The organism is Mesorhizobium sp. 01N446 (assembly GCF_056399285.1).
Window position 1 is genome coordinate 122,388 of sequence record NZ_JBFTRA010000001.1, and the last position, 24,855, is coordinate 147,242.

General features: G+C 64.0%; 25 protein-coding genes. 1 reads left to right on the forward strand and 24 read right to left on the reverse strand.

Going from position 1 to position 24,855, the window contains the following annotated elements; all coding sequences use genetic code 11:
* Window positions 1-31: 31 nt before the first annotated feature.
* From truB to rimP, 6 genes are all read right to left on the reverse strand, one after another.
* A complete protein-coding gene (gene truB, locus AC1DPX_RS00555) occupies window positions 32-1,009 on the reverse strand; it encodes a tRNA pseudouridine(55) synthase TruB (protein WP_477233860.1) in 978 nt (325 codons plus the stop codon).
* Window positions 1,009-1,464, reverse strand: a complete 456-nt coding sequence (rbfA, locus tag AC1DPX_RS00560) for a 30S ribosome-binding factor RbfA (protein ID WP_202356333.1) — start codon at window positions 1,462-1,464, stop codon at window positions 1,009-1,011. Before rbfA ends, truB begins: the two co-directional genes overlap by 1 nt.
* Window positions 1,465-1,589: 125 nt before the next feature.
* On the reverse strand, window positions 1,590-4,166 hold the full coding sequence (gene infB / locus AC1DPX_RS00565) for a translation initiation factor IF-2 (RefSeq protein ID WP_477233862.1): 2,577 nt from the start codon (window positions 4,164-4,166) through the stop codon (window positions 1,590-1,592).
* Entirely contained in the window at window positions 4,163-4,813 is a 651-nt protein-coding gene (locus AC1DPX_RS00570; RefSeq protein ID WP_202356335.1) for an RNA-binding protein, read from the reverse strand. Before AC1DPX_RS00570 ends, infB begins: the two co-directional genes overlap by 4 nt.
* 38 nt (window positions 4,814-4,851) lie before the next feature.
* On the reverse strand, window positions 4,852-6,447 hold the full coding sequence (gene nusA / locus AC1DPX_RS00575; RefSeq protein WP_202356336.1) for a transcription termination factor NusA: 1,596 nt from the start codon (window positions 6,445-6,447) through the stop codon (window positions 4,852-4,854).
* Window positions 6,448-6,496: 49 nt separating this feature from the next.
* Window positions 6,497-7,144, reverse strand: a complete 648-nt coding sequence (gene rimP / locus AC1DPX_RS00580) for a ribosome maturation factor RimP (RefSeq protein WP_010913319.1) — start codon at window positions 7,142-7,144, stop codon at window positions 6,497-6,499.
* 286 nt (window positions 7,145-7,430) lie between these two features.
* On the opposite strand from rimP, the gene AC1DPX_RS00585 reads away from it, so the two are divergent.
* The gene (locus tag AC1DPX_RS00585) at window positions 7,431-7,595 is read left to right on the forward strand and encodes a hypothetical protein (protein ID WP_477233864.1); all 165 of its coding nucleotides are present in this window, start codon (window positions 7,431-7,433) and stop codon (window positions 7,593-7,595) included.
* Window positions 7,596-7,622: 27 nt separating this feature from the next.
* Here the strand turns inward: AC1DPX_RS00585 and trmB are convergent, their stop codons facing one another.
* The 18 genes from trmB to AC1DPX_RS00675 form a co-directional block, all read right to left on the reverse strand.
* Entirely contained in the window at window positions 7,623-8,324 is a 702-nt protein-coding gene (trmB, locus tag AC1DPX_RS00590; RefSeq protein WP_202356337.1) for a tRNA (guanine(46)-N(7))-methyltransferase TrmB, read from the reverse strand.
* Window positions 8,325-8,350: 26 nt separating this feature from the next.
* On the reverse strand, window positions 8,351-9,616 hold the full coding sequence (gene metK / locus AC1DPX_RS00595) for a methionine adenosyltransferase (protein ID WP_056569917.1): 1,266 nt from the start codon (window positions 9,614-9,616) through the stop codon (window positions 8,351-8,353).
* A gap of 168 nt (window positions 9,617-9,784) precedes the next feature.
* Entirely contained in the window at window positions 9,785-10,204 is a 420-nt protein-coding gene (locus tag AC1DPX_RS00600; RefSeq protein ID WP_027032979.1) for a helix-turn-helix domain-containing protein, read from the reverse strand.
* 138 nt (window positions 10,205-10,342) lie between these two features.
* Window positions 10,343-11,935: an apolipoprotein N-acyltransferase gene (gene lnt / locus AC1DPX_RS00605; RefSeq protein ID WP_477233866.1), complete on the reverse strand. Its 1,593-nt coding sequence runs from the start codon at window positions 11,933-11,935 to the stop codon at window positions 10,343-10,345.
* 98 nt (window positions 11,936-12,033) lie between these two features.
* Window positions 12,034-12,504 (reverse strand): VOC family protein, encoded by a 471-nt coding sequence (locus AC1DPX_RS00610; RefSeq protein WP_477233868.1) that lies wholly within the window; start codon window positions 12,502-12,504, stop codon window positions 12,034-12,036.
* Between the two features lie 13 nt (window positions 12,505-12,517).
* Entirely contained in the window at window positions 12,518-13,594 is a 1,077-nt protein-coding gene (locus tag AC1DPX_RS00615) for a hemolysin family protein (protein ID WP_202356340.1), read from the reverse strand.
* Window positions 13,595-13,621: 27 nt separating this feature from the next.
* Window positions 13,622-14,122: an rRNA maturation RNase YbeY gene (gene ybeY / locus AC1DPX_RS00620; RefSeq protein ID WP_202356341.1), complete on the reverse strand. Its 501-nt coding sequence runs from the start codon at window positions 14,120-14,122 to the stop codon at window positions 13,622-13,624.
* A gap of 18 nt (window positions 14,123-14,140) precedes the next feature.
* Complete coding sequence (locus AC1DPX_RS00625; RefSeq protein WP_019863063.1) at window positions 14,141-15,133, reverse strand: PhoH family protein; 993 nt, start codon at window positions 15,131-15,133, stop codon at window positions 14,141-14,143.
* An 83-nt stretch (window positions 15,134-15,216) separates the two neighbouring features.
* The gene (gene miaB, locus AC1DPX_RS00630; protein WP_477233871.1) at window positions 15,217-16,626 is read right to left on the reverse strand and encodes a tRNA (N6-isopentenyl adenosine(37)-C2)-methylthiotransferase MiaB; all 1,410 of its coding nucleotides are present in this window, start codon (window positions 16,624-16,626) and stop codon (window positions 15,217-15,219) included.
* A gap of 75 nt (window positions 16,627-16,701) precedes the next feature.
* On the reverse strand, window positions 16,702-17,502 hold the full coding sequence (gene olsA, locus AC1DPX_RS00635; RefSeq protein ID WP_477233873.1) for a lyso-ornithine lipid O-acyltransferase: 801 nt from the start codon (window positions 17,500-17,502) through the stop codon (window positions 16,702-16,704).
* Window positions 17,503-17,529: 27 nt separating this feature from the next.
* On the reverse strand, window positions 17,530-18,024 hold the full coding sequence (gene rimI / locus AC1DPX_RS00640) for a ribosomal protein S18-alanine N-acetyltransferase (protein ID WP_477233875.1): 495 nt from the start codon (window positions 18,022-18,024) through the stop codon (window positions 17,530-17,532).
* Complete coding sequence (gene tsaB, locus AC1DPX_RS00645) at window positions 18,024-18,701, reverse strand: tRNA (adenosine(37)-N6)-threonylcarbamoyltransferase complex dimerization subunit type 1 TsaB (protein WP_477233877.1); 678 nt, start codon at window positions 18,699-18,701, stop codon at window positions 18,024-18,026. Before tsaB ends, rimI begins: the two co-directional genes overlap by 1 nt.
* A gap of 98 nt (window positions 18,702-18,799) precedes the next feature.
* Complete coding sequence (locus tag AC1DPX_RS00650; RefSeq protein ID WP_477235708.1) at window positions 18,800-19,906, reverse strand: DUF1513 domain-containing protein; 1,107 nt, start codon at window positions 19,904-19,906, stop codon at window positions 18,800-18,802.
* 65 nt (window positions 19,907-19,971) lie between these two features.
* Complete coding sequence (locus AC1DPX_RS00655) at window positions 19,972-21,051, reverse strand: imelysin family protein (protein WP_477233879.1); 1,080 nt, start codon at window positions 21,049-21,051, stop codon at window positions 19,972-19,974.
* Window positions 21,051-22,652 (reverse strand): di-heme oxidoreductase family protein, encoded by a 1,602-nt coding sequence (locus AC1DPX_RS00660; protein WP_477233881.1) that lies wholly within the window; start codon window positions 22,650-22,652, stop codon window positions 21,051-21,053. The genes AC1DPX_RS00655 and AC1DPX_RS00660 overlap by 1 nt, the downstream gene beginning before the upstream one ends.
* 12 nt (window positions 22,653-22,664) lie before the next feature.
* Complete coding sequence (bfr, locus tag AC1DPX_RS00665; protein WP_096453290.1) at window positions 22,665-23,150, reverse strand: bacterioferritin; 486 nt, start codon at window positions 23,148-23,150, stop codon at window positions 22,665-22,667.
* Entirely contained in the window at window positions 23,116-23,427 is a 312-nt protein-coding gene (locus AC1DPX_RS00670) for a (2Fe-2S)-binding protein (protein WP_202356348.1), read from the reverse strand. The genes bfr and AC1DPX_RS00670 overlap by 35 nt, the downstream gene beginning before the upstream one ends.
* Before the next feature lie 112 nt (window positions 23,428-23,539).
* Window positions 23,540-24,829 (reverse strand): imelysin family protein, encoded by a 1,290-nt coding sequence (locus tag AC1DPX_RS00675; RefSeq protein ID WP_477233883.1) that lies wholly within the window; start codon window positions 24,827-24,829, stop codon window positions 23,540-23,542.
* Between the last annotated feature and the right edge of the window lie 26 nt (window positions 24,830-24,855).

The following is a 24,855-nucleotide window of genomic DNA, read 5'->3' on the forward strand; positions in this document are numbered from 1 at the left end:
GTAGAGTCGACGTGAAGTTAGCCGAGAGCCGTCAACCGGCAAAGACCCGCTTGGGCTTGAACATGCCTTGTTCGATCGCGCCGATGGCCACCAGCTTGCCGCGAGCCGTCGCGCAGGCTTCCTCAGCCTCGACAGGCGCATCGCGGCCGCGAATGATGACGGGGTTGCCGAGGCGGATCTTGGTCGCCGCATCGTCGCTGATGGCGATCTGCGGCAGGCAGTCGAGAGCCGCTGACGTGTCGACCAAAAGCGCGTCGATCGCGCCGAAGTCTATCGGCACGTCAATCGCATCGGCATCGTCGGCGGGCTCAGGCTTGTCTTCGCCCGGCGCGCCGAAGCGGGCCGCCTCGAGCTCGGCGATGGTGACGAAATCTTCAGACGTGAACGGCTCGACCTCGACCCGGCGCAAATCGCTGATATGGCCGAAGCAGCCGAGGTCGCGGCCCATATCGCGGGCCAGCGAGCGCACATAGGTACCCTTGCCGCATTCAACCTCGAAAACGGTGTGATCGGCGTGGTGCTCGATGACATCCAAACGGCCGATCTCGATCTCCCGCGCGGGAATGTCGACCGTCTCGCCTTCGCGGGCAAGGTCGTAGGCGCGTTCGCCCGCGATCTTGATGGCCGAGAATTGCGGCGGCGTCTGCATGATCACGCCGGTGTATTTCGGCAGCAGCGCCTTCACCTCGGCTTCCGCCGGACGCAGGTCGGAACTCTTGGTCACCGGCCCTTCAAGGTCGTCGGTCGAGCGCTCCTGCCCCCAAGCGACGGTGAAGCGGTAGATCTTGGCGCCGTCCTGCACATAGGGCACGGTCTTGGTGGCTTCACCGAGCGCGATCGGCAGCATGCCGGAAGCCAGCGGATCGAGCGTGCCGGCATGGCCGGCCTTTTCCGCCTGGAACAGCCATTTGATCTTGGAGACGGCCTCGGTCGAGCCCATGCCGACCGGCTTGTCCAGCACCACCCAGCCGGAAACCGGCCGGCCCTTCTTCTTGCCGCGGCGCCCCATTATTCGCTGTCCTTGTCGTCTTTGGCCCTGTCGTCTTTGGCCCCGTCATCCTTGGTCTTGTCGTCGTCCGCATCGAGATCGCGCGCCACTTCGGGCGACTTCAGGAGATCGTTGATCCTGGCGAAATTGTCGAAGGACGTGTCGAGCTTGAAGCGGAACTCCGGCATGAATTTCATCTGCCGCAAGGCGCCGGAGACACGGCCCCGGACGAATTTCGCATGCTTGTTCAGCGCCTCGACAACCGCATCCGTATCCTTTGCGCCGAGCGGCGAGACGAAAGCGGTGGCAACCCTCAGGTCGGGCGACATGCGCACTTCCGAGACCGAAACCACGGTGTTTTCGATCAGCGGATCGATGATCTCGCCGCGCTGCAAGGTTTCGGAGAGCGCATGGCGCACCTGTTCGGCAACGCGCAGCATACGCTGGGACGGGCTGGATGTGGTTGGACGGGGCATTCTTCTCAATCCTGAAAGCGTGAGGCGCGGGATAGGACCGCGCCGCATGTCTCAAACGGGTCATTCTCAAAGGCTTTAGGCGGCGGTCTTTCGACCACCGCCCGGTACCGACAAGTCACGCGAACTCAGAGCGTCCGGGTCACCATCTCGACGCGGAAGCACTCGATGATGTCGCCGACGCGCATGTCCTCGTAGTTCTGGAAGGCCATGCCGCACTCCTGGCCGCCGGGGACTTCCGAAACCTCGTCCTTGAAGCGCTTCAGCGTCTTCAGAGTGCCTTCGTGGATGACGACGTTGTCGCGGATCAGGCGCACGCCCGCGCCGCGCTCGACCTTGCCTTCGGTGACACGGCAGCCGGCGATCTTGCCGACCTTGGTGATGTCGAAGATTTCGAGGATCTCGGCATTGCCGATGAAGGTCTCGCGACGCTCCGGCGACAGCAGGCCCGACAGAGCCGCCTTCACATCATCAACGAGGTTGTAGATGATCGAGTAGTAGCGGATTTCGATGCCCGCGGCCGCGGCCGCGGCCCGTGCCTGCACGTTGGCACGGACGTTGAAGCCGATGATCGCCGCACCAGAGGTTTCCGCCAGCGAGACGTCGCTTTCGGTGATGGCGCCGGCGCCGGCATGAACGATGCGCGCACGCACCTCGTCTGTGCCGAGCTTGTCCAACGCGGCGTTGATCGCCTCGATCGAACCCTGCACGTCGCCCTTGATGACCAGCGGGAATTCCTTCAGCCCGCTCGTCTGCAACTGCGACATCATCTGTTCGAGCGAACCGCGCTGGCCGGCATGCTTGGCCACTGCCTTTTCGCGCGCCAGACGCTGGCGATACTCGGTGATTTCGCGGGCGCGGGCCTCGTTGTTAACCACGGCGAAGCGGTCACCCGCCTGCGGGGTTCCCTGAAGGCCGAGCACCTCGACCGGCATCGCCGGCGGCGCTTCCTTGATCTGCTCGCCGCGATCGTTGACCAGAGCGCGCACGCGGCCCCATTCGTTGCCGGCAACAAGGATGTCGCCAGGCATCAGCGTGCCGGTCTGCACCAGCACGGTGGCAACCGGGCCACGGCCCTTGTCGAGCTGCGCTTCGATGACGACGCCTTCGGCGGTACGATCCGGATTGGCCTTCAGGTCGAGGATTTCGGCCTGCAGCAGGATCGCCTCGAGCAGCTTGTCGAGATTGGTGCCCTTGGTCGCCGACACTTCGACATCAAGCACTTCACCGCCCATCGATTCGACGAAGACCTCATGGCGCAGCAGTTCGGAGCGCACCTTCTGCGGATCGGCGTCGTGCTTGTCGATCTTGTTGATCGCCACGATGATCGGAACGCCGGCCGCCTTGGCATGGCTGATCGATTCGATCGTCTGCGGCATCACGCTGTCATCGGCCGCCACCACCAGGATGGCGATGTCGGTGGCTTGGGCGCCGCGAGCACGCATCGCCGTGAAGGCGGCGTGGCCGGGCGTGTCGATGAAGGTGATCTTCTGACCATTCTTCTCGACCTGATAGGCCCCGATATGCTGGGTGATGCCGCCGRCCTCGCCGGAGACTACATTGGCATTGCGGATGGCGTCGAGCAGCGAGGTCTTGCCGTGGTCGACGTGGCCCATGATGGTCACGACCGGCGGACGCGGCACCAGGTCCTCGGCATTGTCGGCGATGTTGAACAGGCCCTCCTCGATGTCGGACTCGGCAACGCGGCGGACCGTGTGGCCGAATTCGGTGGCGACCAGCTCGGCCGTGTCGGCGTCGATGACGTCGCCCGGCTTGAGGATCTGGCCCTGCTTCATGAAGAACTTGACCACATCGACCGCACGTTCGGACATGCGTTGCGCCAGTTCCTGGATGGTGATGGTCTCGGGCAGGATCACTTCGCGCATGACTTTCTCGCGCGGCTCATTATGCATCGCGCGCTTGAACTTCTCCTGGCGGCGACGCATCGACGACAGCGAACGGGCCCGCGCATCCTCGTCGGAAAGCGCGGAATTCAGCGTCAGCTTGCCACGGCGGCGATCTTCCTCGCCCTTGGTCGGCTTGGCCGGACGCGCCACTTCGGGCGTGACCAGGCGGCGCACCGGCGCGCCTGCGCCAGCCCGCTTCGGCTTGACTTCTTCCTCTTCGTCCGCGGTTGCCAGTTCCGCGGCCAGCGGCGCGCGGCGGCGTGCCTCTTCCTCGGCGCGGCGGCGCGATTCGGCCTCGGTCTGCAACCGCGCCTCTTCCTCGGCCTGGCGGCGCGCGGATTCCTCGCGCTCGCGCTTGCGGCGCTCTTCGTCCTCGGCCCGGCGCTTGGCCTCTTCGGCGGCGCGCTGACGGTCTTCGACCTCGCGGACCTTCGAGCCCTCGAGCGCCCTGCGGCGGGCTTCCATTTCGCTGCGCGACAGTTCGTTCAGCACCATGCCGCTGCGCTCGACGGGAGCGGGCGGCGGAGGCGGCGCCTTCGGCGCTTCCTGCACGACAGGGGCCGCGGCAACCGGCGGCTTCGGCGTGAAGACAGGCACAGGGGCAGCGGCAACCGGCTCCGGCTTGTCGCCGGGCAGGGAGAATTTGCGCTTCTTGGTCTCGACCACGACCGACTTGGTACGGCCATGCGAGAAATTCTGGCGCACGGTGCCCTGTTCCATGCCGGGGCGCTTCAGCGTCAAGGTCTTCTTCGGTGTAACACTCAACGTCTTGTCGTCGCCCGATTTCGTATCGCTCATTCCATATCCTCTGCGGGCTCATCTTCGTCAGCAACGGCCGCAAGCATTGCCAGATCGTCCGGGGTACCGCCCCGATATCGGTCGAGCGCAACCATGCGCTTCTGGACCGCCTTACCCGCGTCTCCCGCGAGGACGGCAGCATGTATCACATTTGTACCCCCCAATGCCAAGCTCAACTCGGCCTCGGAGAAAAGTTTGTAGGCAAGGATGGAAGGACCGCCAATATGGACGGTCGCCCGCCGCGCCTGGCTGATCTTTCGCACGCCATCGTCCGACGCTTCGGTCGCGTGGAGCACGAAAAGCGCCAGCCCGCCGCGCACGGCACTCTCAACCTTGGTGGCACCAAGAGAAATCGCGCCTGCCTTGCGGGCGAGACCCAGCATGCCCAGAGCGGATCTGGAAAGCAGCCCATCAACCATGCCGCCGAGATCGGGCGGCACGATCACCTGTGCCTTGAAGGCGCGGGCAAAAAGGTTCTTGGCCGCCGCCTTGTCGATATGTAGGCGGTCGGCACTCACCCAGCAACCGCGGCCGGGCAGATTTCTCTTGAGATCGGGAACGACGGCCGAATCCGGGCCGACGACGAACCGGATCAGATCATCCGGTTCGGCCTGCTTGCGGGTAACGATGCAGGTGCGATCGTTCATCTCGTCCAAGGGCGGGTTGTGTGCGATGCGGTTTCACCTCACGCACCAACGGCTTCGTCAGCCGATGCTTCTTCGGCCGCAAGCTCGTCTTCGGAAATCCAGCCGGCCTTGAGACGGGCATTGAGCACCATCTGTTCGGCATCGGCGCGCGAAACACCGTGATTGGCCAGCACGCCCGGATAGACCTTGGTCTCGCCGTCCTTGCGTTCCTTCCAGCCGGTCAGGTCGTCGGCGGCATAGCCGGCGAAATCCTCGACCGTCTTCACGCCGTCCTCGCCGAGCGTCACCATCATGGCGGTGGTGATGCCGGGGATTTCGCGCAACTCGTCCTTGACGCCCAGCGCCTTGCGCTTCTCGTCATGCTCGGCCTCGATCTTCTCGAGGTATTCGCGGGCACGGGTCTGGATTTCGGAAGCGGTGTCTTCGTCGAAACCATCGATCGAGGCGATCTCGCCAGCGTCGACATAGGCGACTTCCTCGACGCTGGTGAAGCCTTCGGAGGCCAGCACCTGGCCGACCATCTCGTCGACATCGAGGGCTTCCATGAACAGCGCCGAACGCTCGACGAATTCCTTCTGGCGGCGCTCGGATTCCTCGGCCTCGGTCAGGATGTCGATATCCCAGCCGGTGAGCTGCGAGGCGAGACGCACGTTCTGGCCGCGGCGGCCGATGGCCAGCGACAGCTGATCGTCGGGAACCACCACTTCGATGCGCTCGGCGTCCTCGTCGAGCACGACCTTGGCGACTTCCGCCGGCTGCAGCGCATTGACGATGAAGGAGGCGGCCGAGGGCGACCACGGAATGATGTCGATCTTCTCGCCCTGCAATTCGCCGACGACGGCCTGGACGCGGCTGCCGCGCATACCGACGCAGGCGCCGACCGGATCGATCGAGGAATCGCGCGAGATGACGGCGATCTTGGCGCGCGAGCCCGGATCGCGGGCGACCGACTTGATCTCGATGATGCCGTCATAGATTTCCGGCACTTCCATGGTGAACAGCTTCGCCATGAACTGCGGATGGGTGCGCGACAAGAAGATCTGCGGGCCGCGCTGCTCGCGACGCACGTCGTAGACATAGGCGCGGACGCGGTCGCCATACTTGTAGTTTTCGCGCGGAATCAGCTCATCGCGGCGGATGATCGCCTCGCCACGGCCGAGATCGACGATGACATTGCCATATTCGACACGCTTGACGGTGCCGTTGACGATCTCGCCGATGCGGTCCTTGTATTCGTCATACTGGCGGTCACGCTCGGCCTCGCGCACTTTCTGCACGATGACCTGCTTGGCCGACTGGGCGGCGATGCGGCCGAAATCCATTGGCGGCAGCTGTTCGGCGATGAAGTCGCCGAGCTGGGCATCCGGATTGCGCTCGCGGGCCGAGGAAATGGCGATCTGGGTCGCGTAGTCGTCGACCTTTTCGACCACTTCCATCAGCCGCTGCAGCTTCATCTCGCCGGTGTTCGGGTTGATGTCGGCGCGGATGTTGGTCTCCTGGCCGTATCGCGAACGCGCCGCCTTCTGGATCGCATCGGCCATGGCGGCGATGACGATCGACTTGTCGATCGACTTTTCACGCGCGACCGCGTCGGCAATCTGCAGCAGTTCAAGTCTGTTGGCGCTTACAACCATGTTTTTTCTCCCGAGCCTGTTTGCCGGACCTTTGCGCCCGGCAGCTCAATCAACTTTCCTGTTCGTGTTCTTCCGTGGCGTCCGCTTCCGCACCCTCGGGCACGTCATCGTCCGGTTCGCCGCGACGTTTCTTGGCTTCCTTGCGCGCCCTGTTGTCCTTCGACAACGCATCGCGGATGAGGTCGTCGGTCAGGATCAGCCGGGTTTCGGCAATGGCGTCGTAAGGCACGCGCACTGTCGGCTCCTCGCCATAGGCCGCCTTGTCGCGCTCGATCAGCACGTCGTTCTCGCCGGCCTCGGCGATCTTGCCCTTGAAGCGCTTGCGATCGGCGACGATGACCGATGTTTCCATCTTCACCAGATGACCGGTCCAGGTCACGAAATCCGATTTGCGCACCAACGGCCGGTCGATGCCGGGCGAAGACACTTCGAGATGATAGGCCTTTTCGATCGGATCATCGACGTCGAGCGCCGGCGACACCGCGCGGCTGACCTCTTCGCAGTCCTCGACGGTCATGGTGCCGTCCTCGCGCTCGGCCATGATCTGCAGCGTCAGCCCGTTCTGGCCGGACAGATGCACCCGCACGAGGCGAAAGCCGATGCCGCGCAGCACCGGTTGGACGATCAGCGCAATGCGCGCATCGATGCCGCTTTCGCGGATGATGCGGTCGTCACCTTCGCTTGCCGTTGCAGTCATCAAGTACCTGTCGTTTCGAACCTATCGGCAGGTAATAAAAAAGAGCGGGACCGGGTGGACCCACTCTTCGTCATACCGACCAAGAATTTGAGGCTGATATAAACCAACATGGCCGGTCTTTCAAGCCCGCCGTGCCGGTTCGGCAAAAGGCCTGACAGCGTCAGCATTGCTCCAGGCGCATGGCCACCATGCGCCAATCCCCCTGTGAGAGCCGGCGGGGCGCTCTTATCTGTTAGCCACGACACGAACAGAAGCGGCGCGCGGTGGCGCGCGAAAGGACAAGATCATGGGCAACCGCAGACTATTTTCCGCCTTGGGCGATCTCTTCACCGCATTCGGCAGCGCGGTCGCCGCGTCGCGCGCCGTGGAAGCCGGCCGCAAGCCGCGCGCCGACGATTTGCGCAAGCTCGGCATGGATCCGGCCATCTTCAACAGGATCGGCCGTTTCTGAAAATCTGGCGAGGATCCTCGAGGCCGCCTATTTCCTGACAAAGGTCAGATAGGCAGGCCGCCGGCCCTCGCGAATGGCCTTGGCTTCGTAGCGCGTGCCCGGCCAGCCCTCATAGGGGCGGTGCCAGTCGGCAGCTTCCGCTGCCTGCCATGCGAAGGCGCCATGCGCCCGGCAATGCAGCAAGGTCCAGTTTACATAGGTGTCGATATCGGACGCGAAGCGGAATTTTGAGCCCGGCTTCAGGACGCGCGCGAAACGTTCGAGATTGACCGGACTGACGAAACGCCGCTTCCAGTGCTTCTTCTTCGGCCAGGGATCGGGATAGAGAAGATCGATGCCGTCGAGCGAGGCCGGCGGCAGCCAGTCGAGCAGCCGCGTGGCGTCGTCGTCATGAACCCGCAAATTGGCCAGCGGCCTTGCCCGCACCGCCATCATCATCTTGGCCATGCCGTTGACGAAGGGCTCGACGCCGATGAAGCCGGTCGTCGGCGCCTCGATGGCGCGCTGCAGAAGATGTTCGCCGCCGCCGAAACCGATCTCAAGCCGAACGGTCGAAACTTCAGTCTCGAACAGAGTGCGCAGATCCGACGGCGCGTCAGCCGTCAGGTCGAGCCTATAGGCGTCAAGCCCGCTTTCCAGGGCCGCCGCCTGCGCCGGGCGAACGGGCTTGCCACGCCGACGACCGAAAAAGGCTTCGGTCGCACGGCTTGGCCTGTCTTGCTGGCTCATCGGGCGGCGCGGGATCTGTCGTGGCCTCAGGCCGCGACAGCATCCTTGAGCGCCTTGGCGAGATCGGTCTTTTCCCAGGAGAAAGACCCGTCACGGCCGGCCTTGCGGCCGAAATGGCCGTAAGACGACGTCTTGGCGTAGATCGGCTTGTTGAGGTCGAGATGACGGCGGATGCCTGACGGCGACAGATCCATCACGCTGCGCAGCGCGTCCTCGAGCTTTGCCTCGTCGACCTTGCCGGTGCCGTGCAGGTCGACATAGACCGACAGGGGCTGGGCGACGCCGATGGCGTAGGAAAGCTGGATGGTGCAGCGGTCGGCAAGCTTGGCGGCCACGACATTCTTGGCCAGGTACCGCGCCGCATAGGCCGCCGAACGGTCGACCTTGGTGGTGTCCTTGCCGGAGAAGGCGCCGCCGCCATGCGGTGCCGCGCCGCCATAGGTGTCAACGATGATCTTGCGGCCGGTGAGGCCGGCGTCCCCGTCCGGGCCGCCGATGACGAACTTGCCGGTCGGGTTGATGTACCACATGCAATCGTCGGCGATCTTGAGATCGCCAAGTGCCTCGCGGATGTAGGGTTCCACGACCTTGCGGACCTTCTTGGAGTCCCAGGTCGCGTCGAGATGCTGGGTCGACAGCACGATCTGCGTCGCCTCGGCGGCCTTGCCGTCGATGTAGCGGACGGTGACCTGGCTCTTGGCGTCCGGGCCGAGCTTGCCGGCCTCGCCGTTGTTTTCATGACGGGCGGCGGCCAGCAGTTCGAGGATCTTGTGGCTGTAGTAGATCGGCGCCGGCATCAGGTCCGGCGTCTCGCGGCAGGCATAGCCGAACATGATGCCCTGGTCGCCGGCCCCTTCCTCGCCCTGGCGGTCGGCGGCGTTGTCGACGCCCTGGCCGATGTCGGGCGACTGGCCGTGCAGGAGAACCTCGATCTTGGCCGTCTTCCAGTGGAAGCCCGCCTGCTCGTAGCCGATCTCGCGAATCGCCTTGCGGGCGACGGATTTGAACTTCGCCGGGTTCACGACCGGGTGGCCTGCGGCATCCTTGAGGATGTTGCCGGCCTTGTCCTTCTTCAGCAGCGTCTCGGGGACGCGCACTTCGCCGGCGATGACGACGCGGTTGGTGGTCGCGAGCGTCTCGCAGGCGACACGGACTTTCCACGGGTCCATGCCGGTCTTCTTGGCTTCACGGTAGACCAGGTCGACAATCTCGTCGGAGATCCGGTCGCAGACTTTGTCGGGATGGCCCTCGGCAACGGATTCCGAGGTAAAGAAGTAATTCTGCCGCGTCACGGGTGTCCCCTCTTGAAAAACGATCGGCAGGCTGCCGATTTTGGCGCGCCACGTGTTAGCGGGGCAAAGCGCCGCTCGTCAAGCGTTGCCGCCATCCTGGCACGACTGTCGATGTCGATATCTTGTGCCACCGGCGGCGAATGCCGCCGGTTCGAGGCGCATCGAGGGTCAGTCGAGATCGTCGGCGGCGAGCGACTTCACCAGGTCGATGATCCTGCGGCGCACCTTGACGTCGGCGATCTTGACGAAGGCCCGGTTGAGCTGAAGGCCTTCGGGACTGCCGCAGAATTCGACGGCGAAAGCCATCGACGCGTCCTCGGAAAAGCCACGGCCGGCCACCGCTTCCTGGCCCGGCGCGTCCTCGAAGAAGAAGGCGACAGGCACGCCGAGTATGGAAGCTATCGCCTGCAGCCGGCTGGCGCCGACGCGGTTGGTGCCCTTTTCATATTTCTGGATCTGTTGAAATGTGATGCCGAGATTTTCGCCCAGCTTCTCCTGGCTCATTCCGAGCATGTTGCGGCGAAGTCTGACGCGGCTTCCAACGTGGATGTCGATGGGATTGGGTTTCTTCTTGTTTTCTTCTGTCATTTTTTCCTCGCCGAATTTTTTCGGCTTTGTGATTTTTTTCCTGCCCAAAAAAAGCCGGAGGCGACTGCCCCAACAGACGATCCACCGACTTCGAGAAATTTTCAGGCGATACAGTATGAGTTTCTAATGTGTCGACTGTCAATTCACCCGTAGCCTTTGCCTTACGTTCAACAGCGCCCCCACCAGCGCAAACAGCAACATGATCAGCATTCCGTTAATGCGCCGCTGGGCCGAGGAAACGACCGCCTGTCCGGCAATCGGCACCTTCACATCAATGGCTCCGCGCGCGTCGATCGCCAACGCATCGACGATGCGTCCGTGTGGATCGACGACGGCCGAGATGCCGTTGTTGGCAGCACGCAGCAAGGGCAATCCGTTCTCCACCGCGCGAATCTGGGCCTGCCTGAAATGCTGATACGGTCCCGGTGTGTCCCCGAACCAGGCATCATTGGTAACGTTCACAATAAGCTGTGCTGACGTAGCGTCAACTGCCACGAGATCGGGAAAGATCACCTCGTAACAGATGAAAGGCAGGGCACGGATGCCGCCCGGCAGCGTGATGGGATGGCGCTCGTTGCCGGCGGCGAACGTCACCGGTCCGGCGACAAGCTGCCCGATGCCGAAACGGTTGAGCAGGTCGGCGAAAGGCAGGTATTCGCCGAACGGCACCAGATGGACCTTGTCGACGGCATCGGCGATTTCGCCCTTGTCGTTGATGGCCACCACGGAATTGTAATAGCGGCTGTCGGTGCCGGCCGCCGAGCCGCCTTCCTCGCGAACGACGCCGGCGATCAGCATCTGGCCGTCGACCAGCATGTCGCCCAGCGCCGTCAAGGCATCCGGGCGTTCGGTGAAGAGGAACGGCACCGAGGTTTCCGGCCAGACAATGAGTTGCGGCTTGCCGTGACCGGGGTCCGGCGCCTTGGCGGACAGGCCAAGCAAGGTGGCGAAGATGCGGTCGCGCACGGAGGCGTCCCATTTTTCACTGAGGTCGACGGAAGGCTGGACGATGCGGACATCCAGGCTGCGCTCCGCCGGCTTTTCAGGAGCGGCGAGCCTGACATAGCCGAAACCGACATGGGCTGAGGCAAGCAGGACGAACAGTGCGGCGCCCAGGCGAAGATGCCGGCGCGCCGCCAGCAGCGCCGGCAACGCGAAAAGAAACACGGCAAGCGCATTCATGCCGATCATGCCGGTCACCGAGACGCTCTGCATGAGAAGAGGCACCGGCATTGCCGCGTAGCCGACGGCATTCCAGGGAAAACCGGTGAACAGGAAGCCGCGCAGCCACTCGGTCAGTCCGAAACCGAAGGCAAGGGCGGCGATGCGGCCGATATCGCTGCTCCACAGGAGCCGGGCGACCATCGTGGCGAAGCCGTAGAAAAAGGCGAGCGCGAACGGAATGCCGACCACGGCGAAGGGAAGCGCCCAGGCAAACTCGTCGGCCTCGACGAGCAGCGCCGAGCCGATCCACCAGAGACCGGCGAGGAAATAGCCGAAGCCGAACCACCAGCCGACGGCGAAGGCCGGCCGCAATCGCCGAAACAGGCTACCCGAGGCTTCGCCGGTCGCGCCATCGAGCAGCCACACCAGCAACGGAAACGAAATGAAGCAGGCGGCGAAGAAATCGTAGGGCGCCTGGCCAAGCACCGCCAGTGCTCCAGCCAGAAAGGCCACGAGCGCACGCCGCCAACCCCAAAGCAGAATTATCCGGCCGGCCAGGCGCTCCATGCATACTTCCGAGTCGCGCGAATCAGGACGCAAGATTTATCAGGCCGCGGCCCGCGCTCCAAACGCCGACCGATCAGCTGCAATGACCCGATCACCCTCTATCGGTGCCAGCCCTCGATGCGCAGGCCACTCAACCGCTCGGCCACTTCGCGGGAAACGGAACGGATGGGCTGGCTGAAGGTCCAGACATGGCCCTCGGGATCACGGGCCCGGTACTGGCGTTCGCCGTAGAACTGGTCCGTCGGCTCCTGGATTATGTCGGCGCCGGCCGCCCGCGCCCGTTCGCAATGCGCATCCAGGCCGTCCTTGAGCCTGACATAGACAGACTGCGTGTTCTTGCCCGAGACCGAAGCCGGGCTCGCGACGTAATCGCTCCATTCGGAATCGACGATGATGGTGCAGTCGCCGTACCGCATCTCGGCGTGGACAAGCTTTCCGTCGGCATCGCTGACCACCATGCTGCGTTCGAAGCCGAAAGCCGCTTCGAGCCACGCCAGCGCGGCGCGAGGATCCCTGTAGAAGACACCGGACCCCAGACTTGAGTGCTTGAATGGGTCGTCCACCGTCATCGGCAGCGGAAACTCAGGCCTGTTCGGTGCGCGCCGTGGCGCGCCGGCGGCGTTCGCCTTTCTGGCTTTGCACGATGCGCACGCGCTTGACGCGGCGTGGGTCGGCATCGAGCACATGGAACTCGAAGCCTGGAATGGCCTGCACCACCTCGCCCCGCGCCGGCACGCGGCCGAGCGTGTTGAAGATCATGCCGCCGATCGTGTCGACATATTCGCCATGTTCGCCGGCGGCGAAATCCTCGCCGATCATCTTGGCGACCTCGTCGATCTCGGCCTTGCCGTCGACGATGAAGACGCCGTCACCAGCCTGGGTAATCATCGGCTCGTCATCGTCATGCTCGTCCTCGATGTCGCCGACGACCATTTCGACGATGTCCTCGAGCGAGACAAGTCCGTCGGTGCCGCCATATTCATCGATGACCAGCGCCATCTGCGTGCGCGTCGTCTGCATGCGGCCCATCAGGTCGGAAGCAAGCATCGAGGGCGGCACGAACAGGACCTGGCGGATCAGATTGAGCTCGCCGATGGTGCGCGCTAGGTCGACCTGGGCAAGATCAAGCTGCGTCGCGACCGGCGTCTTCCTGGTCGTGCGGCCCTTCTTGACGCGCGCGAGCTTGGTGATGTGAGCGAGCACGTCGCGGATATGGACCATGCCGCGCGGATCATCGAGCGTCTCGGAATAGACCGGCATGCGGGAATGGCCGGACTGTTCGAACGTGCCCAGGAGGTCGCCGAGCGTCGTGGTGATCTCGACCGCCTCGATGTCGGCGCGCGGCACCATGACGTCCTCGACGCGCACCTCGCGCAGCCGCAGGATGTTGTTGAGCATGGCGCGCTCGCCAGGCGAGAAGGATTCGGCATCACTCGCCGTTTCGGCCAGCGCGCCGGCGATTTCCTCGCGCAGGCTGGTGCCGTTGCGTTGCCGAAACAGGCCCAAAACACGGTCGAACAGGGAAGGTCCGGCAGGCGAAGGCTCGCTGGCAGCGCTGCCGGTTACGGTACTCGGACTTGATCCCTCTTCCGACGTGTCGGAAGCCTTGGGCGCACTGCCGGCGTCGGGGCGGGCGGCAGTCTCTGGTTTGTCGTTCATCGTCGTCCGGTCAATTGTCAGATGTAGTTACGCGTAGGGATCGGGAATGGCAAGCCTTGCGAGCGCTGCGCGCTCGATGGCTTCCATCTCCTCGGCCTCGGCGTCGGTCTCGTGATCATGGCCCAGCAAATGCAGCAGGCCGTGGATGACGAGATGGGTGATATGGTTCTGCACGGGCTTGTCTTCCAGAGCCGCTTCGCGTGAAACCGTCTCGGCGGCGAGCACGATATCGCCCAGCATCGGCGGCAGTGGCCCACCTTCCACAAACGGAAAAGCCGGGAAAGACAAGACGTTGGTGGGTTTGTCCTTGCCGCGCCATTCGGCGTTGAGGATCCGGATATGGGCGTCGTCGGAAAAAACGACGCTGAGCTCGGAATGGCCCGTCACGCCGGTCTCGGCGAAAGCAGCGCTAACCGCGCGATCGACCAGCCGCGTCAGGCTGGCCTCATCGGGCCAGTCACCCGCTTCGACCGATATATCGATGTCGACGGGGAGACCCCCGTCGCCGGATAAATTGTCCTCAGGCATGAAGCCGCGTCGTCAAAATCAATTCTCGGCGCCGAGGCCGCGCGCCAGCTTGGCGTCGCGGTCATAAGCCCTGACGATTTCCGCCACCAGCGGATGGCGAACGACGTCGACATCGTTGAAGCGTACGGTGACCGCGCCGGCCACGCCGTCAAGGACACGCAGTGCTTCGACCAGGCCCGATTTGGTGCTCGGCGGAAGGTCGATCTGCGTCGGATCGCCGGTGACGATCATGCGCGAGTTCTCGCCGAGACGCGTCAGGAACATCTTCATCTGCATCGGCGTGGTGTTCTGCGCCTCGTCGAGGATGACAGCGGCATGCGCCAGCGTGCGGCCGCGCATGAAGGCGAGCGGCGCGATTTCAATGACTTCCGCGGCAATGGCACGCTCGACCTTGTCGGCCGGCATCATGTCGTAGAGCGCGTCATAGAGCGGCCGCAGATAGGGATCGACCTTTTCCTTCATGTCGCCCGGCAGGAAGCCCAGCCGCTCACCGGCCTCGACAGCCGGTCGAGACAGGATGATGCGCTCGACCATGCCGCGCTCGAGCAGCATCGCAGCATGCGCCACCGCCAGATAGGTCTTGCCGGTGCCGGCCGGACCGATGCCGAACACCAGTTCGGACCGCTCCAGCGCCCGCATATAGGCGTCCTGGTTCAGCGAACGGGCATAAATGGTCTTCTTGCGGGTGGCGATCTGGGCGGCGGAGACCTTACCCTTGCGCTCCAGCGTCGGCAGCGTCAGCTGATCGTCGGCTGCGACCGCCATGCGCACGGCGCCATCGACGTCGGACTGGCCGATATCGACGCCCTTCTGCAGAATCCCGTAGAGATTGTCCAAGGCGCGGCGCGCCTGTTCGGCGGCTGAAGCCGACCCCTTGATGGTCAACTGGTTGCCGCGCGAGCGGATGTCGACGCCGAGCTTCTGCTCGAGCCGGGCGAGGTTCTCGTCGAACTGACCGTAAAGGGCGCTGGCAAGCTTGTTGTTGTCGAAAGTCAGAACGATGTGCGCCATGTCAGAAGCCCCAGATGCCGGTACCGGGGGCAGGTTCTTCAGCTCTGCTGCGCTCAACCGTCTCTCCTCATCTGCCGAGACCATCAGGCCAATTCGGCGAACAGGCTATTGTAGCCCGTCTTCGTGATTCGCACCTGGATAATGTCACCGATTTCGCCGGCCTTTTCATCAACAATAACCGGCTGCAGCCAAGGTGAGCGGCCGACCTTCTGGCCGGCCTGTCGGCCAGGCTTCTCGATCAGCGTGTCGATGGTGCTGCCGACCAGGCTCGAACCGAAATCCTGCTGCTGCTTCAAGAGCAGTGCCTGCAGGCGCTGCAAGCGCTCGTCCTTGACCGTTTCGGGCACATGATCGGCCATTTCGGCGCCCGGCGTGCCGGGGCGCGGCGAGTATTTGAACGAAAAGGCCGAGGCGTAGTTCACCTGGCGCACCAGTTCCATGGTCGCCTCGAAATCGGCCTCCGTCTCGCCGGGGAAGCCGACGATGAAGTCGCCGGACAGCGCGATATCGGGCCGGGCAGTGCGGATCCGGTCGAGCAGCGCCAGATAATCCCTGGCCGTATGCCTGCGGTTCATCGCCTTGAGAATGCGGTCGGACCCCGATTGCACCGGCAGATGCAGATAGGGCATCAGCGACGGCAGGTCGCGGTGGGCTGCGATCAGTTCGTCGTCCATGTCGCGCGGATGGCTGGTGGTGTAGCGCAGGCGCGCCAGGCCGGGAATTTCGGCCAGCCGGAACAGCAGGCGGCCAAGGCCCCATTCCTCGCCATTGTCGCCCTGGCCGTGCCAGGCATTGACGTTCTGGCCAAGCAGCGTCACCTCGCGCACGCCGGCATCGGCCAGGCGCTCAGCCTCCGCGACGATCTGCGCCACCGGGCGCGACACTTCCGAGCCCCTGGTATAGGGCACGACGCAGAAGGTGCAGAACTTGTCGCAGCCTTCCTGCACGGTGAGGAAGGCGGTGACGCCGCGCTTGATCATCTCGGCGCGCTTTGGCTGCGGCAGATGCTCGAACTTGTCCTCGATGGCGTAGTCGGTCTCGACGATCTTCTCGCCGCCGCGCACCCGCGCCAGCACGTCGGGCAGACGGTGATAGGTCTGCGGGCCGATGACCAGGTCGACGGCCGGCGAGCGCCTGATGATCTCGGCGCCTTCGGCCTGCGCCACGCAGCCGGCGACGCCGATCAGCATTTCGCGGCCGGCACTCGCGCGTTCCGCCTTCATGTCGCGGATGCGGCCGAGCTCGGAATAGACCTTTTCGGCCGCCTTCTCCCTGATATGGCAGGTGTTGAGCAGGACCAGGTCGGCCTCGTCGATGGCATCGGTCGCGGTGTAGCCGTCGGCGGCCAGCGCATCGCCCATGCGCTGTGAATCATAGACGTTCATCTGGCAGCCATAGGTCTTGATGAAGACCTTCTTCGCTGCCGTGGCGCGCGCCGCCGGCTCTCCGGCCGGGGCGCCAATGTTGTCGTTTTCGATCGTGTTCAAGTCCATCCGGCGGCTTCTAGCGCCTTTCCGTGACAAAAAACAGACGATTCTCGGCACACAACCGCAGGCGTTGGGCTTGGGCTAGCGGCTCGGGCGCGGATCGGCGAGTGCCGCCTGCATCATCTCGCGCACCTGGCCTTCCATCAGCCTGGCCGTTTCCTTGCGGTTCGTGCCCTTGGCAAAGGCGATCGGCTCGCCGAAATGCACCTCGACGTCGAGCGCGCCTTCCGCCATCAGCACCTTGAGATGCGGCATCAGATCCTCGTCGCCGATCCAGGCCGAAATCGGCCGATGGCGGCGGCCGAGCGGCACGCCATGCAGGCGCGTATAGGCAATCGCCACCGGCTGGATGAACACCTGCTCGGCCGCGCCCTCCGAAATCGCCATCGAGGCGGCGCCGAACAGCGTACTCTTGAAGGGCAGGACGGCATTGCCGTCACCGGTCGACCCCTCGGCGAACAGCACCATGGCATCGCCCTTGGCCATGCGGCTGGCGATCTCGCTTGCCTGGTCGCCGGACGAACGCTTGCGTTCGCGCTCGATGAAAACGGTGCGCTGCAGTTTCGACAGCATGCCGATCAGCGGCCAGCCTTCCATATCAGCCCTGGCGATGAATTTCACATCGGCAAAAGAGCCCAGCACCATGATGTCGGTCCAGGAGATGTGGTTTGCGGCAACCAGCAGAGGCCTTTTGTCGGACAGCGCCCCATTGACATGGACGCGCATGCCGAGCGCCCTGAGGATCAGCCTGTGCCAGATCTTGAGAATGACGGTTTCCGGCCACCAGCCAGTCTTCATCGACAGGATCTGCAACGGCACAAGAACCAGCGAACCGGCGACGACAAGGCCCAGGGCCAGGAAAATCCTGATTTTTCCGATCATTTCGTCCTGGTCCTACCCGATCTCTCGCTAGCGAAGATCGCGGCGCATGACAAGCGCGCCGGTCGGCCCACGATCGGGCGACCTGTAGTAGTCCGGCCGCTTGCCGACTTCGCGGAAGCCCAGCCGGCGGTAGAGGGCGATCGCGGCGACATTGGTCTCGTCGACCTCGAGGAACAGCGCTTCGGCGCGCTGCGCATGCAGTTCGCGCAGCACCGCATCCATCAACTGCCAGCCCAGTCCCTGGCGCCGGTGCGATCGCGCCACCGCGACTGTCAGGATCTCGCCCTCGCCGGCGGCCAGACGGGCCAGAACGAAGCCGACGGGCGGCTTGGCGCCCTGCCCGGTCTCGCGCGCGGCGTAGCCGAAGACGGTGTCCTGCTCGAGCAGGGCTGCGAATTCGCCATCAGTCCACGGACGGACGAAATCCTCGCGATGCAGCACCGAGACCGCGGGGCTGTCGGTGATCCTGAGCGGCTCGAGAGCATAGTCCCGACGACGCGGCTGGAGAAAAGGTATGCGCATTAATTCGGTTGCCTCGAAAGAATAAATCCGGCCTGCGGCTTTGCATCCGCGCCGCGCAGGTAAAGTGGTTTCGGCCTTTCGCCCTCGCCTTTGGCGGCAGCCAGACGGGCGTAGGTGAGAATATCAGCGGTCGGCGCCTGAGGCCCGATATCGGAAAGTCGGCCCACCAACGCGGCGATCTGTGCCGCCGCAGTGCCGGCAGGCACCGCAGAGGCTTCGCTCGCCAAGGCACTGGCTTCCGGCAGCGTCGCCACCGCCGGACCGTAAGTCAAAACTAACGCTTTATCGTAGAGCGCTGCATGGATTTCGTCGCGGCCGGCATCGAGCGCCGCCAGCACGGCACGGCCGGGAAATGCCACCGCGGCCTCGGCGGCCAGCGCTTCGAGCGTCGTCACGCCGATCGCCGGAATTTTCAACGCCAGCGCCAGGCCGCGTGCGGTCGAGACACCGACGCGCAGACCGGTGAAGGAACCGGGGCCGACGGAAACGGCAATGGCGCCAAGACCGGCATAGTCGGTTTCGCCCGCCTTCAGCGCCTCGGCGATGACGGCCATCAGGTGCTCGGCATGGCCCTTGCCGAGATCGAGCACCGCGCGGCCAAGCTCCCGCCCGGCCGCCACGTCGTAGACGCAGGCGGCGCAGAGGCTGGCGGCACAGTCGATGGCAAGCACTTTCATGAAGCAACCGGTTCCGAGAAACACCTCCCTGTGCCCGCCAAGGCGCGCCACCGCAAGCATAATTTGTTAAGCGGCTTCGGTTCCGCCAGCGCGCGCTGTCAGACCTGTTCGATGCGCAGCATGTGGTTGTCCCAGACATAGTCCGGTTCCACCCGTGTCGCGCCGCTGCCCTCGATGATCTCACCGGCGCCGGTGGTGGCCATGAAGCCTGATCCATCCGGCGCCAGGCCGCAGACCTCGACCAGCGCGCTGGTCGAGACGACCCGGCCGCTGGCGGCGTCGATCACGACAAGCGAATTGCCTTCCGGCGACGAGACGGCGACGGTGCCGGCTGTTGCATTGGCGGCGACCGAGCCGATATAGTTGCGGAAGCCGGACAATACGTCCTGTGGCATGTCGAGAAGCTGCAACTCCTTGCCGCGCGAGGCGCGGCCGACCAGCAGCGGACGATCGGTGCCCGGCCCCCGATACTGGCAGCCGAACCAGACGGTGCCGGATGGGTCGGTGTCCATATGGCGGATCGACAGCTGGTGCAGGGAAGCCGGCAATTCATGCTTTTCGATGAGGTCGCCAGTGACGCGGTCGATCAGCACATAGGACGGCTTCATGGTGGCGATGTTGAGCTCGGCGCGGCCATAGTCAGGATGGGTCTCGATGCCGCCATTGGCGACCGCGATCGTCCGGCCGTCGCCGCCCATGAGCAGAAGCTCGTGCGGCCCCATGCCATAGGTCGGGAATTCGCCGATGCGGCTGAATTTCGCCCGCGCATCGTAGACGCCGACGACGCCGGCCGCGTTGTCGAAATCATTCTCCGTGGCATAGAGCAGCGCGCCGTCGGGCGAGAACACGCCATGACCGAAGAAATGCCGGCCGGTGATGCTGGCGATGGTCTGCGGGGCATCGCGCCCGGTGTGGTCGAACACCACGGCGAAGGTACCGGGCTGGCGGGCGAAGACCACCGAGCGTTTCGATATGGGATCGAAGGTGACGTCATGGCCGCGATCGGGCAGGTCGATCGCATGCAGCACCTTGCCGGCCTCCGACAGGACGGCAGCGCCAAAACCGCCGTCACGCTTGACGAAAGCTGTGGCGAAGATGGCGTCGGCGGCGAGCGTCGCCGCCCACGCAGACGGCGTCATTGCGGCGACGAAGCCGATGCCCGCGGCTCTCAGGAAATCCCGGCGATCGATCAGCGGCGTACGCATACTCTCTCTACTCTTCTTGAGCATGATCGTTTCCGAAAACCGGCTTCCACTTTTCGGGATCATGCTCAGTCCCCATCCAGCGACGAAAAGCCGGCGGTCAGCCCGAATTCGTCGGTCAGCCTGGTGCCGATGAGGGTCGACAGGCTGGAACTGATCAGCGCGAAATGCTCGAGCTTTTCGCGCTGCGCCGGGTCGGCGAGCGTCTTGTCGATGGGGCCCTGGATCGATTTCGCGGTGGCGACGCCGTTGACCAGCTGGATATGGATCGATTCCGCCATCCAGCGCGTATCGGGCGGCAGGGCATCGCCGAGTTTGGAGGCCTGGAACAGCGCATCGATGCCCGCGAGATTCCCGGCCAGCGCATTGGCGGTGTTTTGCGACCGCCAATAGATCGCCTGTTTCGGCTTGTCCGCCTCCGGCTTGCCGCCCAAAAAGCCCTTCAGGCGGACATCCCTCACCATTTCCAGCTCGTTGATGAAGACGCCGACCAGTTCGGTCACCGCTTCGTTGCCGTCGCGGTAGAGCGGGTTCTGCGGCCCTGGATTGGCCCAGAGCGCGGCAAAGCCGTCCGGCTTGTTCCAGGCGGCGCTGACCTCACCCGCCATGGTTTCGATGTTGCCGGCAACCGCCGCGCCATAGGCGCAGCGATAGGGATCGTCCTTGCCCGCCAGCGCATCGGCGCCGTCGCCGAAAAGCACGAATTCCAGCGCGCCGAGCCCCTGCATGGCGACGCTCTTGCCGGCGAGCTGTGCAGGATCGGTGGCGGTCGGGTCCTTGTCCGCCAGCGCCGCCTGCACCTGTTTGAGGCCGATGCTCTTGCGATCCGGCCAATAGAGGATGCGCTCCAGCCGATCGTTCTCCTTGATCGGCCCGAAACCGATGATTTCGGTCGACGACCAGGCATAGACCGTGGCCGAAAACTCGGCCCGCGCCGCGTCGAGCTCCCCTTGCGATGGCGCCTCGCAAAGCGTGTGCATCGCCTTCGTCAGGGTTTCGGCATGCTGATCCAGGTCGGCATAGGCCGGGCGGACAAAACCGTCGATCGCCCGCTGGATGATGTCGGAAGCTTTCACCGCCGCCGAGGCCGGGAAAACGCCGAGCAGAGCCAGCGGCAGAACGAGAACCAGTGCAGGGCGCTTCAGCATCACAGTGACTCCAGGAATTTGACCAGCGCATCGCGCTCGGCCGCATTGGCGGCGGCAAAGCGGTCGCGCGCCTTTTGCGCCTCGCCACCATGCCACAGGATCGCCTCGGTCAAGCTGCGCGCGCGGCCGTCGTGCAGAAAGAAGGAATTGCCGTTGACGGTCTCGGTGAGGCCGATGCCCCACAGCGGCGGGGTGCGCCACTCGCTGCCCGTCGCATCGCCCACCGCCTGCCCATCGGCCAGATCGGGACCCATGTCGTGCAGCAGGAAGTCGGAATACGGCCAGATCAGCTGGAAGGCCTGCGCCTTGTCAGGCGCATCGCGGCGGGTGACGAATTTCGGCGTGTGGCAGGCAACGCAGCCGATCTCGTAGAAGAGCTGCTTGCCGGCGAGCACCTCAGGCACGGCGAGGTCACGGCGCGCCGGCACGGCCAGGTTCTGCGAATAGAAGGTGACGAAATCCATCACCGGCGGTGGCGCTTCGACCGGACCGAGGCGCGCCTGCACGCCATTCGGCATTGCGAGGCATTCTGCTTCTGCAGCGCTGCAGTCGCCCCAGTGTTTTGGTTCTTCCGGCGTCGAGATGCCGATATCGCCGGCGAAGGCATCCGCCGCCTGCTGACGGATCGTCGCGGTCTGCGCCTTCCAGCCGAAACGGCCAAGCGTCAATTCGCCAGTCAGCCCCTCACGCACGATGTTCGCCTTGCCGGAAATGCCATCACCGTCCAAATCGTCCGGATCGGCATGGGCCAGAATATCAGCCGGCGCGATCTGCTCGATCAGGCCTAGGCCGATCATCGGCGGCGTCAGGCGCGGCGACAGCGTGGTGCGCGGATCGAGCGGCCCATAGGCGAGATCGGCGACGGAGTAGCTGGGCTTGCGCAGGGAAACCATCGTGCCGTCCGCCAGCGTCGCCTGCCGTTCCTGATAGTCGACATGCATCCGGCCCTCGCCTCGCAAGCCGGGCACGGCCAGTTCCTGCAACTGCGTGCCGTAAACCGGGTCGGGAAAATTGAGCATCTGGTGGTCGGCGAGAGCCGACTTTTCCTCGGCGCTGCTGGCGTCGCGCGCCAGCCGCAGGAACATCGAAGTGGAGCCGGTGACGCCTTGCGGCGGGCGACCGCGGCCGTCCTTCAGATGGCAGTTCTGGCAGGCGCGTTCGTTGAACAGCGGACCAAGCCCGTCCGACGCCTGCGTCGAGGATGGCGACGACACCCAGTTCTTGCGGAACAAGGCGTTGCCGAGCTTGAAAGTGCCCTCTTCCTCGACGGTGATGTTGGCCGAGGATTGCGAGAAGGACTCACGGCTGACGTCCTTCCGTGACGTGCCGGCGCCGCCTTGCATCAGTTCGAACGGCTCGGGCTTGGAGAAATCCGTGGTCGGCCTGGTGACGGCGGTGACGCGCGCCTGATCCTTGGCATCGAGGTCGATGCGCGTGGTGGCGAGGCCAGCTGGCTGAATCTCGCCGGCAATGGCGGACGATGTGAGCGCCAGCACGAGAATGGCGTAGCGCCGACGAGCCGATCCGGCTGGTCTTCTCGGGAGAAGCGGCGAGCCGTCGGCCCGCCGCAAGCGGCGCAGGAATTCTAGCTGGCGCCGCATTCCCGCATGCCTTTACTCCGCCTCGTTGGCCGCGTCGGCGTTGAGCTGGCCGTACTTCTCCTCGCCGATCGAGGCGAGAAGGTCGAGCTGCGTCTCGAGGAAGTCGATGTGACCTTCCTCGTCAGCCAGCAGGTCCTCAAACAGTTTCATCGTCACGTAATCACCAATCTCGTGGCAGATCTCGCGGGAACGCTTGTAGGCCGTGCGCGCGTCATATTCGCCGGCAAGGTCGGATTCGAGCACCTCCTTGACGTTCTGCCCGATGCGCAGCGGCGCCACGGACTGCAGGTTCGGATGGCCTTCAAGGAAGATGATGCGGGCGATGAGCTTGTCGGCGTGGTGCATCTCCTCGATCGATTCTGCCCGCTCCTTCTTGGCCAGCTTCGTGTACCCCCAATCCTCCAGCAGACGGAAATGCACCCAATACTGATTGACGGCTCCAAGCTCCAGGAAAAGAGCCTCGTTAAGCCGCTCGATGATCTGAATTTCGCCTTTCATGGGTTCTGCTCCCGTATTGGACGCGCAGGCCTCTGACGCGATCCAGATGTGAAACGACATCCACGCCGCTCGCCTCCGAGCGGGCGTGGTAATTTTCGGTGACCCGAATGATCGTTTCGACCACATTTGGGAAGCAGCCGCAACAGCGGCCACGCTTCTGCATCGAGTGGTAGACCTTGGCCGGAACGATAAGTTGCCAGGGGTCCTGGTCCAGCAGCCCGACGATCGTCTGCTCGATCTCCCTCTCGGTGATGATGTTGCAATGGCAGATCAGCATTTACAGTGCCCGGATGGCTGACGGCGCCTCCCGCGCCGTGTGGCTTGTTTAGGTCCCGGAGCCCATTCCGGAGCCGATTATCAGCTTCGGACCAGGCTCCAGGTTTCGGCGCTTACTTGAACACCTTGTCAGGTGCGTCGAGGCTGTCGGAGCCCTCGAAGGCGATGGCATTGAGTTTCAGCGAGCCGACGGCGCGTTCGATCGACTTGGTCTGGTCGATCAGGGCGTCGATCGCCGCCTGCACGGTGGCGTTTCCTGCCGTGTTGCCCTCGGCGATCTGCTGGTCGTAGGCCTCGCCGGCTTCCGCCCGCGCCTTGATTGCTTCCATCCTGGCGACGGTGACATCGAGCTTGTCGGACAGTTCCTTGTCGATCGCCGGATCGGCGGCCTTGACCATGTCATGCACCGAAGGTCCGGAAACGACGGTGCCGTCGAGGCGCGTGTAATTGGCAATGTAGGCGGCCCGGATGCCGATCGCGTCATAGAGATGCGAATTGTAGGTGTTGTCGGAGAAGCAGTCATGCTCCTCTTCCGGGTCGTGCAGCAACAGGCCGAGCTTCATGCGTTCGCCGGCCAGTTCGCCGTAGGACAGCGAGCCCATGCCGGTGAAGATGACCGAGATCGCCGTGTTCGGCTCGCCCTCGACCAGGTTCTTGCGCGCCGCGCCGTCTTCCTTCCAGTCCTTGACCATCTTCTGCAGATCCGAAACCAGAAGGGTCGTTGCTGATTTCAGGTACTCGGCACGGCGATCGCAATTGCCGCCGGTACAATTCTTGAGATCGTAGTCGGTGTAGGGTCGCTCGCCGGCGCCCGGGCCGGTGCCGTGCAGGTCCTGGCCCCAGAGCAGGAATTCTATAGCGTGATAGCCGGTTGCGACATTGGCCTCGACGCCGCCGGCTTGCTGCAGCGTGCCGGAGAGGAATTCCGGCGAAAGCTTCGAGGCATCGACCTTCTTGCCGTTGATCTCGATTTCCTTGTTGGCGATCACATTGGCCGTATAGAGCGAATTCGTGTCCGATTCCGTACCGTAGCTCTTGGCGACATAGTCGATCAGGCCTTCATCCAGCGGCCAGGAATTCACCTCGCCTTCCCAGTCGTCGACGATCTTGTTGCCGAAGCGGTAGACCTCGGTCTGCTGGTAGGGGACGCGCGCGGCCTTCCAGGCTTCGCGGGCGGCCTTGAGCGCTTCCGCCGAAGGCTTGGCGAGCAGGACGTCGACCGCCTTGTCGAGCGCCTGCGCCGTGGTCAGCGAGTCCTCGTATTTGGCAAGCGCGATATCGGAATAGGTCTTGATGACCGCTTTCCCGTCGGTTTCCGCCTTGGCAGGCAGCACAAACACCGCCGCCGTCAGCAGCGCCGTGGCACCAATCGCCGCCAGCCTGCCGCCATATCGTGCTGTCATTATCGGTCTCCAGTTTTTCGGAAATT

Excerpts from the sequence above, each read along its gene's own strand:
- truB (WP_477233860.1), bottom strand. The coding sequence starts at position 1,009 with ATGGGGCGCCGCGGCAAGAAGAAGGGCCGGCCGGTTTCCGGCTGGGTG.
- rbfA (WP_202356333.1), bottom strand. The coding sequence starts at position 1,464 with ATGCCCCGTCCAACCACATCCAGCCCGTCCCAGCGTATGCTGCGCGTT.
- AC1DPX_RS00570 (WP_202356335.1), bottom strand. The coding sequence starts at position 4,813 with ATGAACGATCGCACCTGCATCGTTACCCGCAAGCAGGCCGAACCGGAT.
- nusA (WP_202356336.1), bottom strand. The coding sequence starts at position 6,447 with ATGGTTGTAAGCGCCAACAGACTTGAACTGCTGCAGATTGCCGACGCG.
- rimP (WP_010913319.1), bottom strand. The coding sequence starts at position 7,144 with ATGACTGCAACGGCAAGCGAAGGTGACGACCGCATCATCCGCGAAAGC.
- AC1DPX_RS00585 (WP_477233864.1), top strand. The coding sequence starts at position 7,431 with ATGGGCAACCGCAGACTATTTTCCGCCTTGGGCGATCTCTTCACCGCA.
- trmB (WP_202356337.1), bottom strand. The coding sequence starts at position 8,324 with ATGAGCCAGCAAGACAGGCCAAGCCGTGCGACCGAAGCCTTTTTCGGT.
- AC1DPX_RS00600 (WP_027032979.1), bottom strand. The coding sequence starts at position 10,204 with ATGACAGAAGAAAACAAGAAGAAACCCAATCCCATCGACATCCACGTT.
- lnt (WP_477233866.1), bottom strand. The coding sequence starts at position 11,935 with ATGGAGCGCCTGGCCGGCCGGATAATTCTGCTTTGGGGTTGGCGGCGT.
- AC1DPX_RS00610 (WP_477233868.1), bottom strand. The coding sequence starts at position 12,504 with ATGACGGTGGACGACCCATTCAAGCACTCAAGTCTGGGGTCCGGTGTC.
- AC1DPX_RS00615 (WP_202356340.1), bottom strand. The coding sequence starts at position 13,594 with ATGAACGACAAACCAGAGACTGCCGCCCGCCCCGACGCCGGCAGTGCG.
- ybeY (WP_202356341.1), bottom strand. The coding sequence starts at position 14,122 with ATGCCTGAGGACAATTTATCCGGCGACGGGGGTCTCCCCGTCGACATC.
- AC1DPX_RS00625 (WP_019863063.1), bottom strand. The coding sequence starts at position 15,133 with ATGGCGCACATCGTTCTGACTTTCGACAACAACAAGCTTGCCAGCGCC.
- miaB (WP_477233871.1), bottom strand. The coding sequence starts at position 16,626 with ATGGACTTGAACACGATCGAAAACGACAACATTGGCGCCCCGGCCGGA.
- olsA (WP_477233873.1), bottom strand. The coding sequence starts at position 17,502 with ATGATCGGAAAAATCAGGATTTTCCTGGCCCTGGGCCTTGTCGTCGCC.
- rimI (WP_477233875.1), bottom strand. The coding sequence starts at position 18,024 with ATGCGCATACCTTTTCTCCAGCCGCGTCGTCGGGACTATGCTCTCGAG.
- tsaB (WP_477233877.1), bottom strand. The coding sequence starts at position 18,701 with ATGAAAGTGCTTGCCATCGACTGTGCCGCCAGCCTCTGCGCCGCCTGC.
- AC1DPX_RS00650 (WP_477235708.1), bottom strand. The coding sequence starts at position 19,906 with ATGCGTACGCCGCTGATCGATCGCCGGGATTTCCTGAGAGCCGCGGGC.
- AC1DPX_RS00655 (WP_477233879.1), bottom strand. The coding sequence starts at position 21,051 with ATGCTGAAGCGCCCTGCACTGGTTCTCGTTCTGCCGCTGGCTCTGCTC.
- AC1DPX_RS00660 (WP_477233881.1), bottom strand. The coding sequence starts at position 22,652 with ATGCGGCGCCAGCTAGAATTCCTGCGCCGCTTGCGGCGGGCCGACGGC.
- bfr (WP_096453290.1), bottom strand. The coding sequence starts at position 23,150 with ATGAAAGGCGAAATTCAGATCATCGAGCGGCTTAACGAGGCTCTTTTC.
- AC1DPX_RS00670 (WP_202356348.1), bottom strand. The coding sequence starts at position 23,427 with ATGCTGATCTGCCATTGCAACATCATCACCGAGAGGGAGATCGAGCAG.
- AC1DPX_RS00675 (WP_477233883.1), bottom strand. The coding sequence starts at position 24,829 with ATGACAGCACGATATGGCGGCAGGCTGGCGGCGATTGGTGCCACGGCG.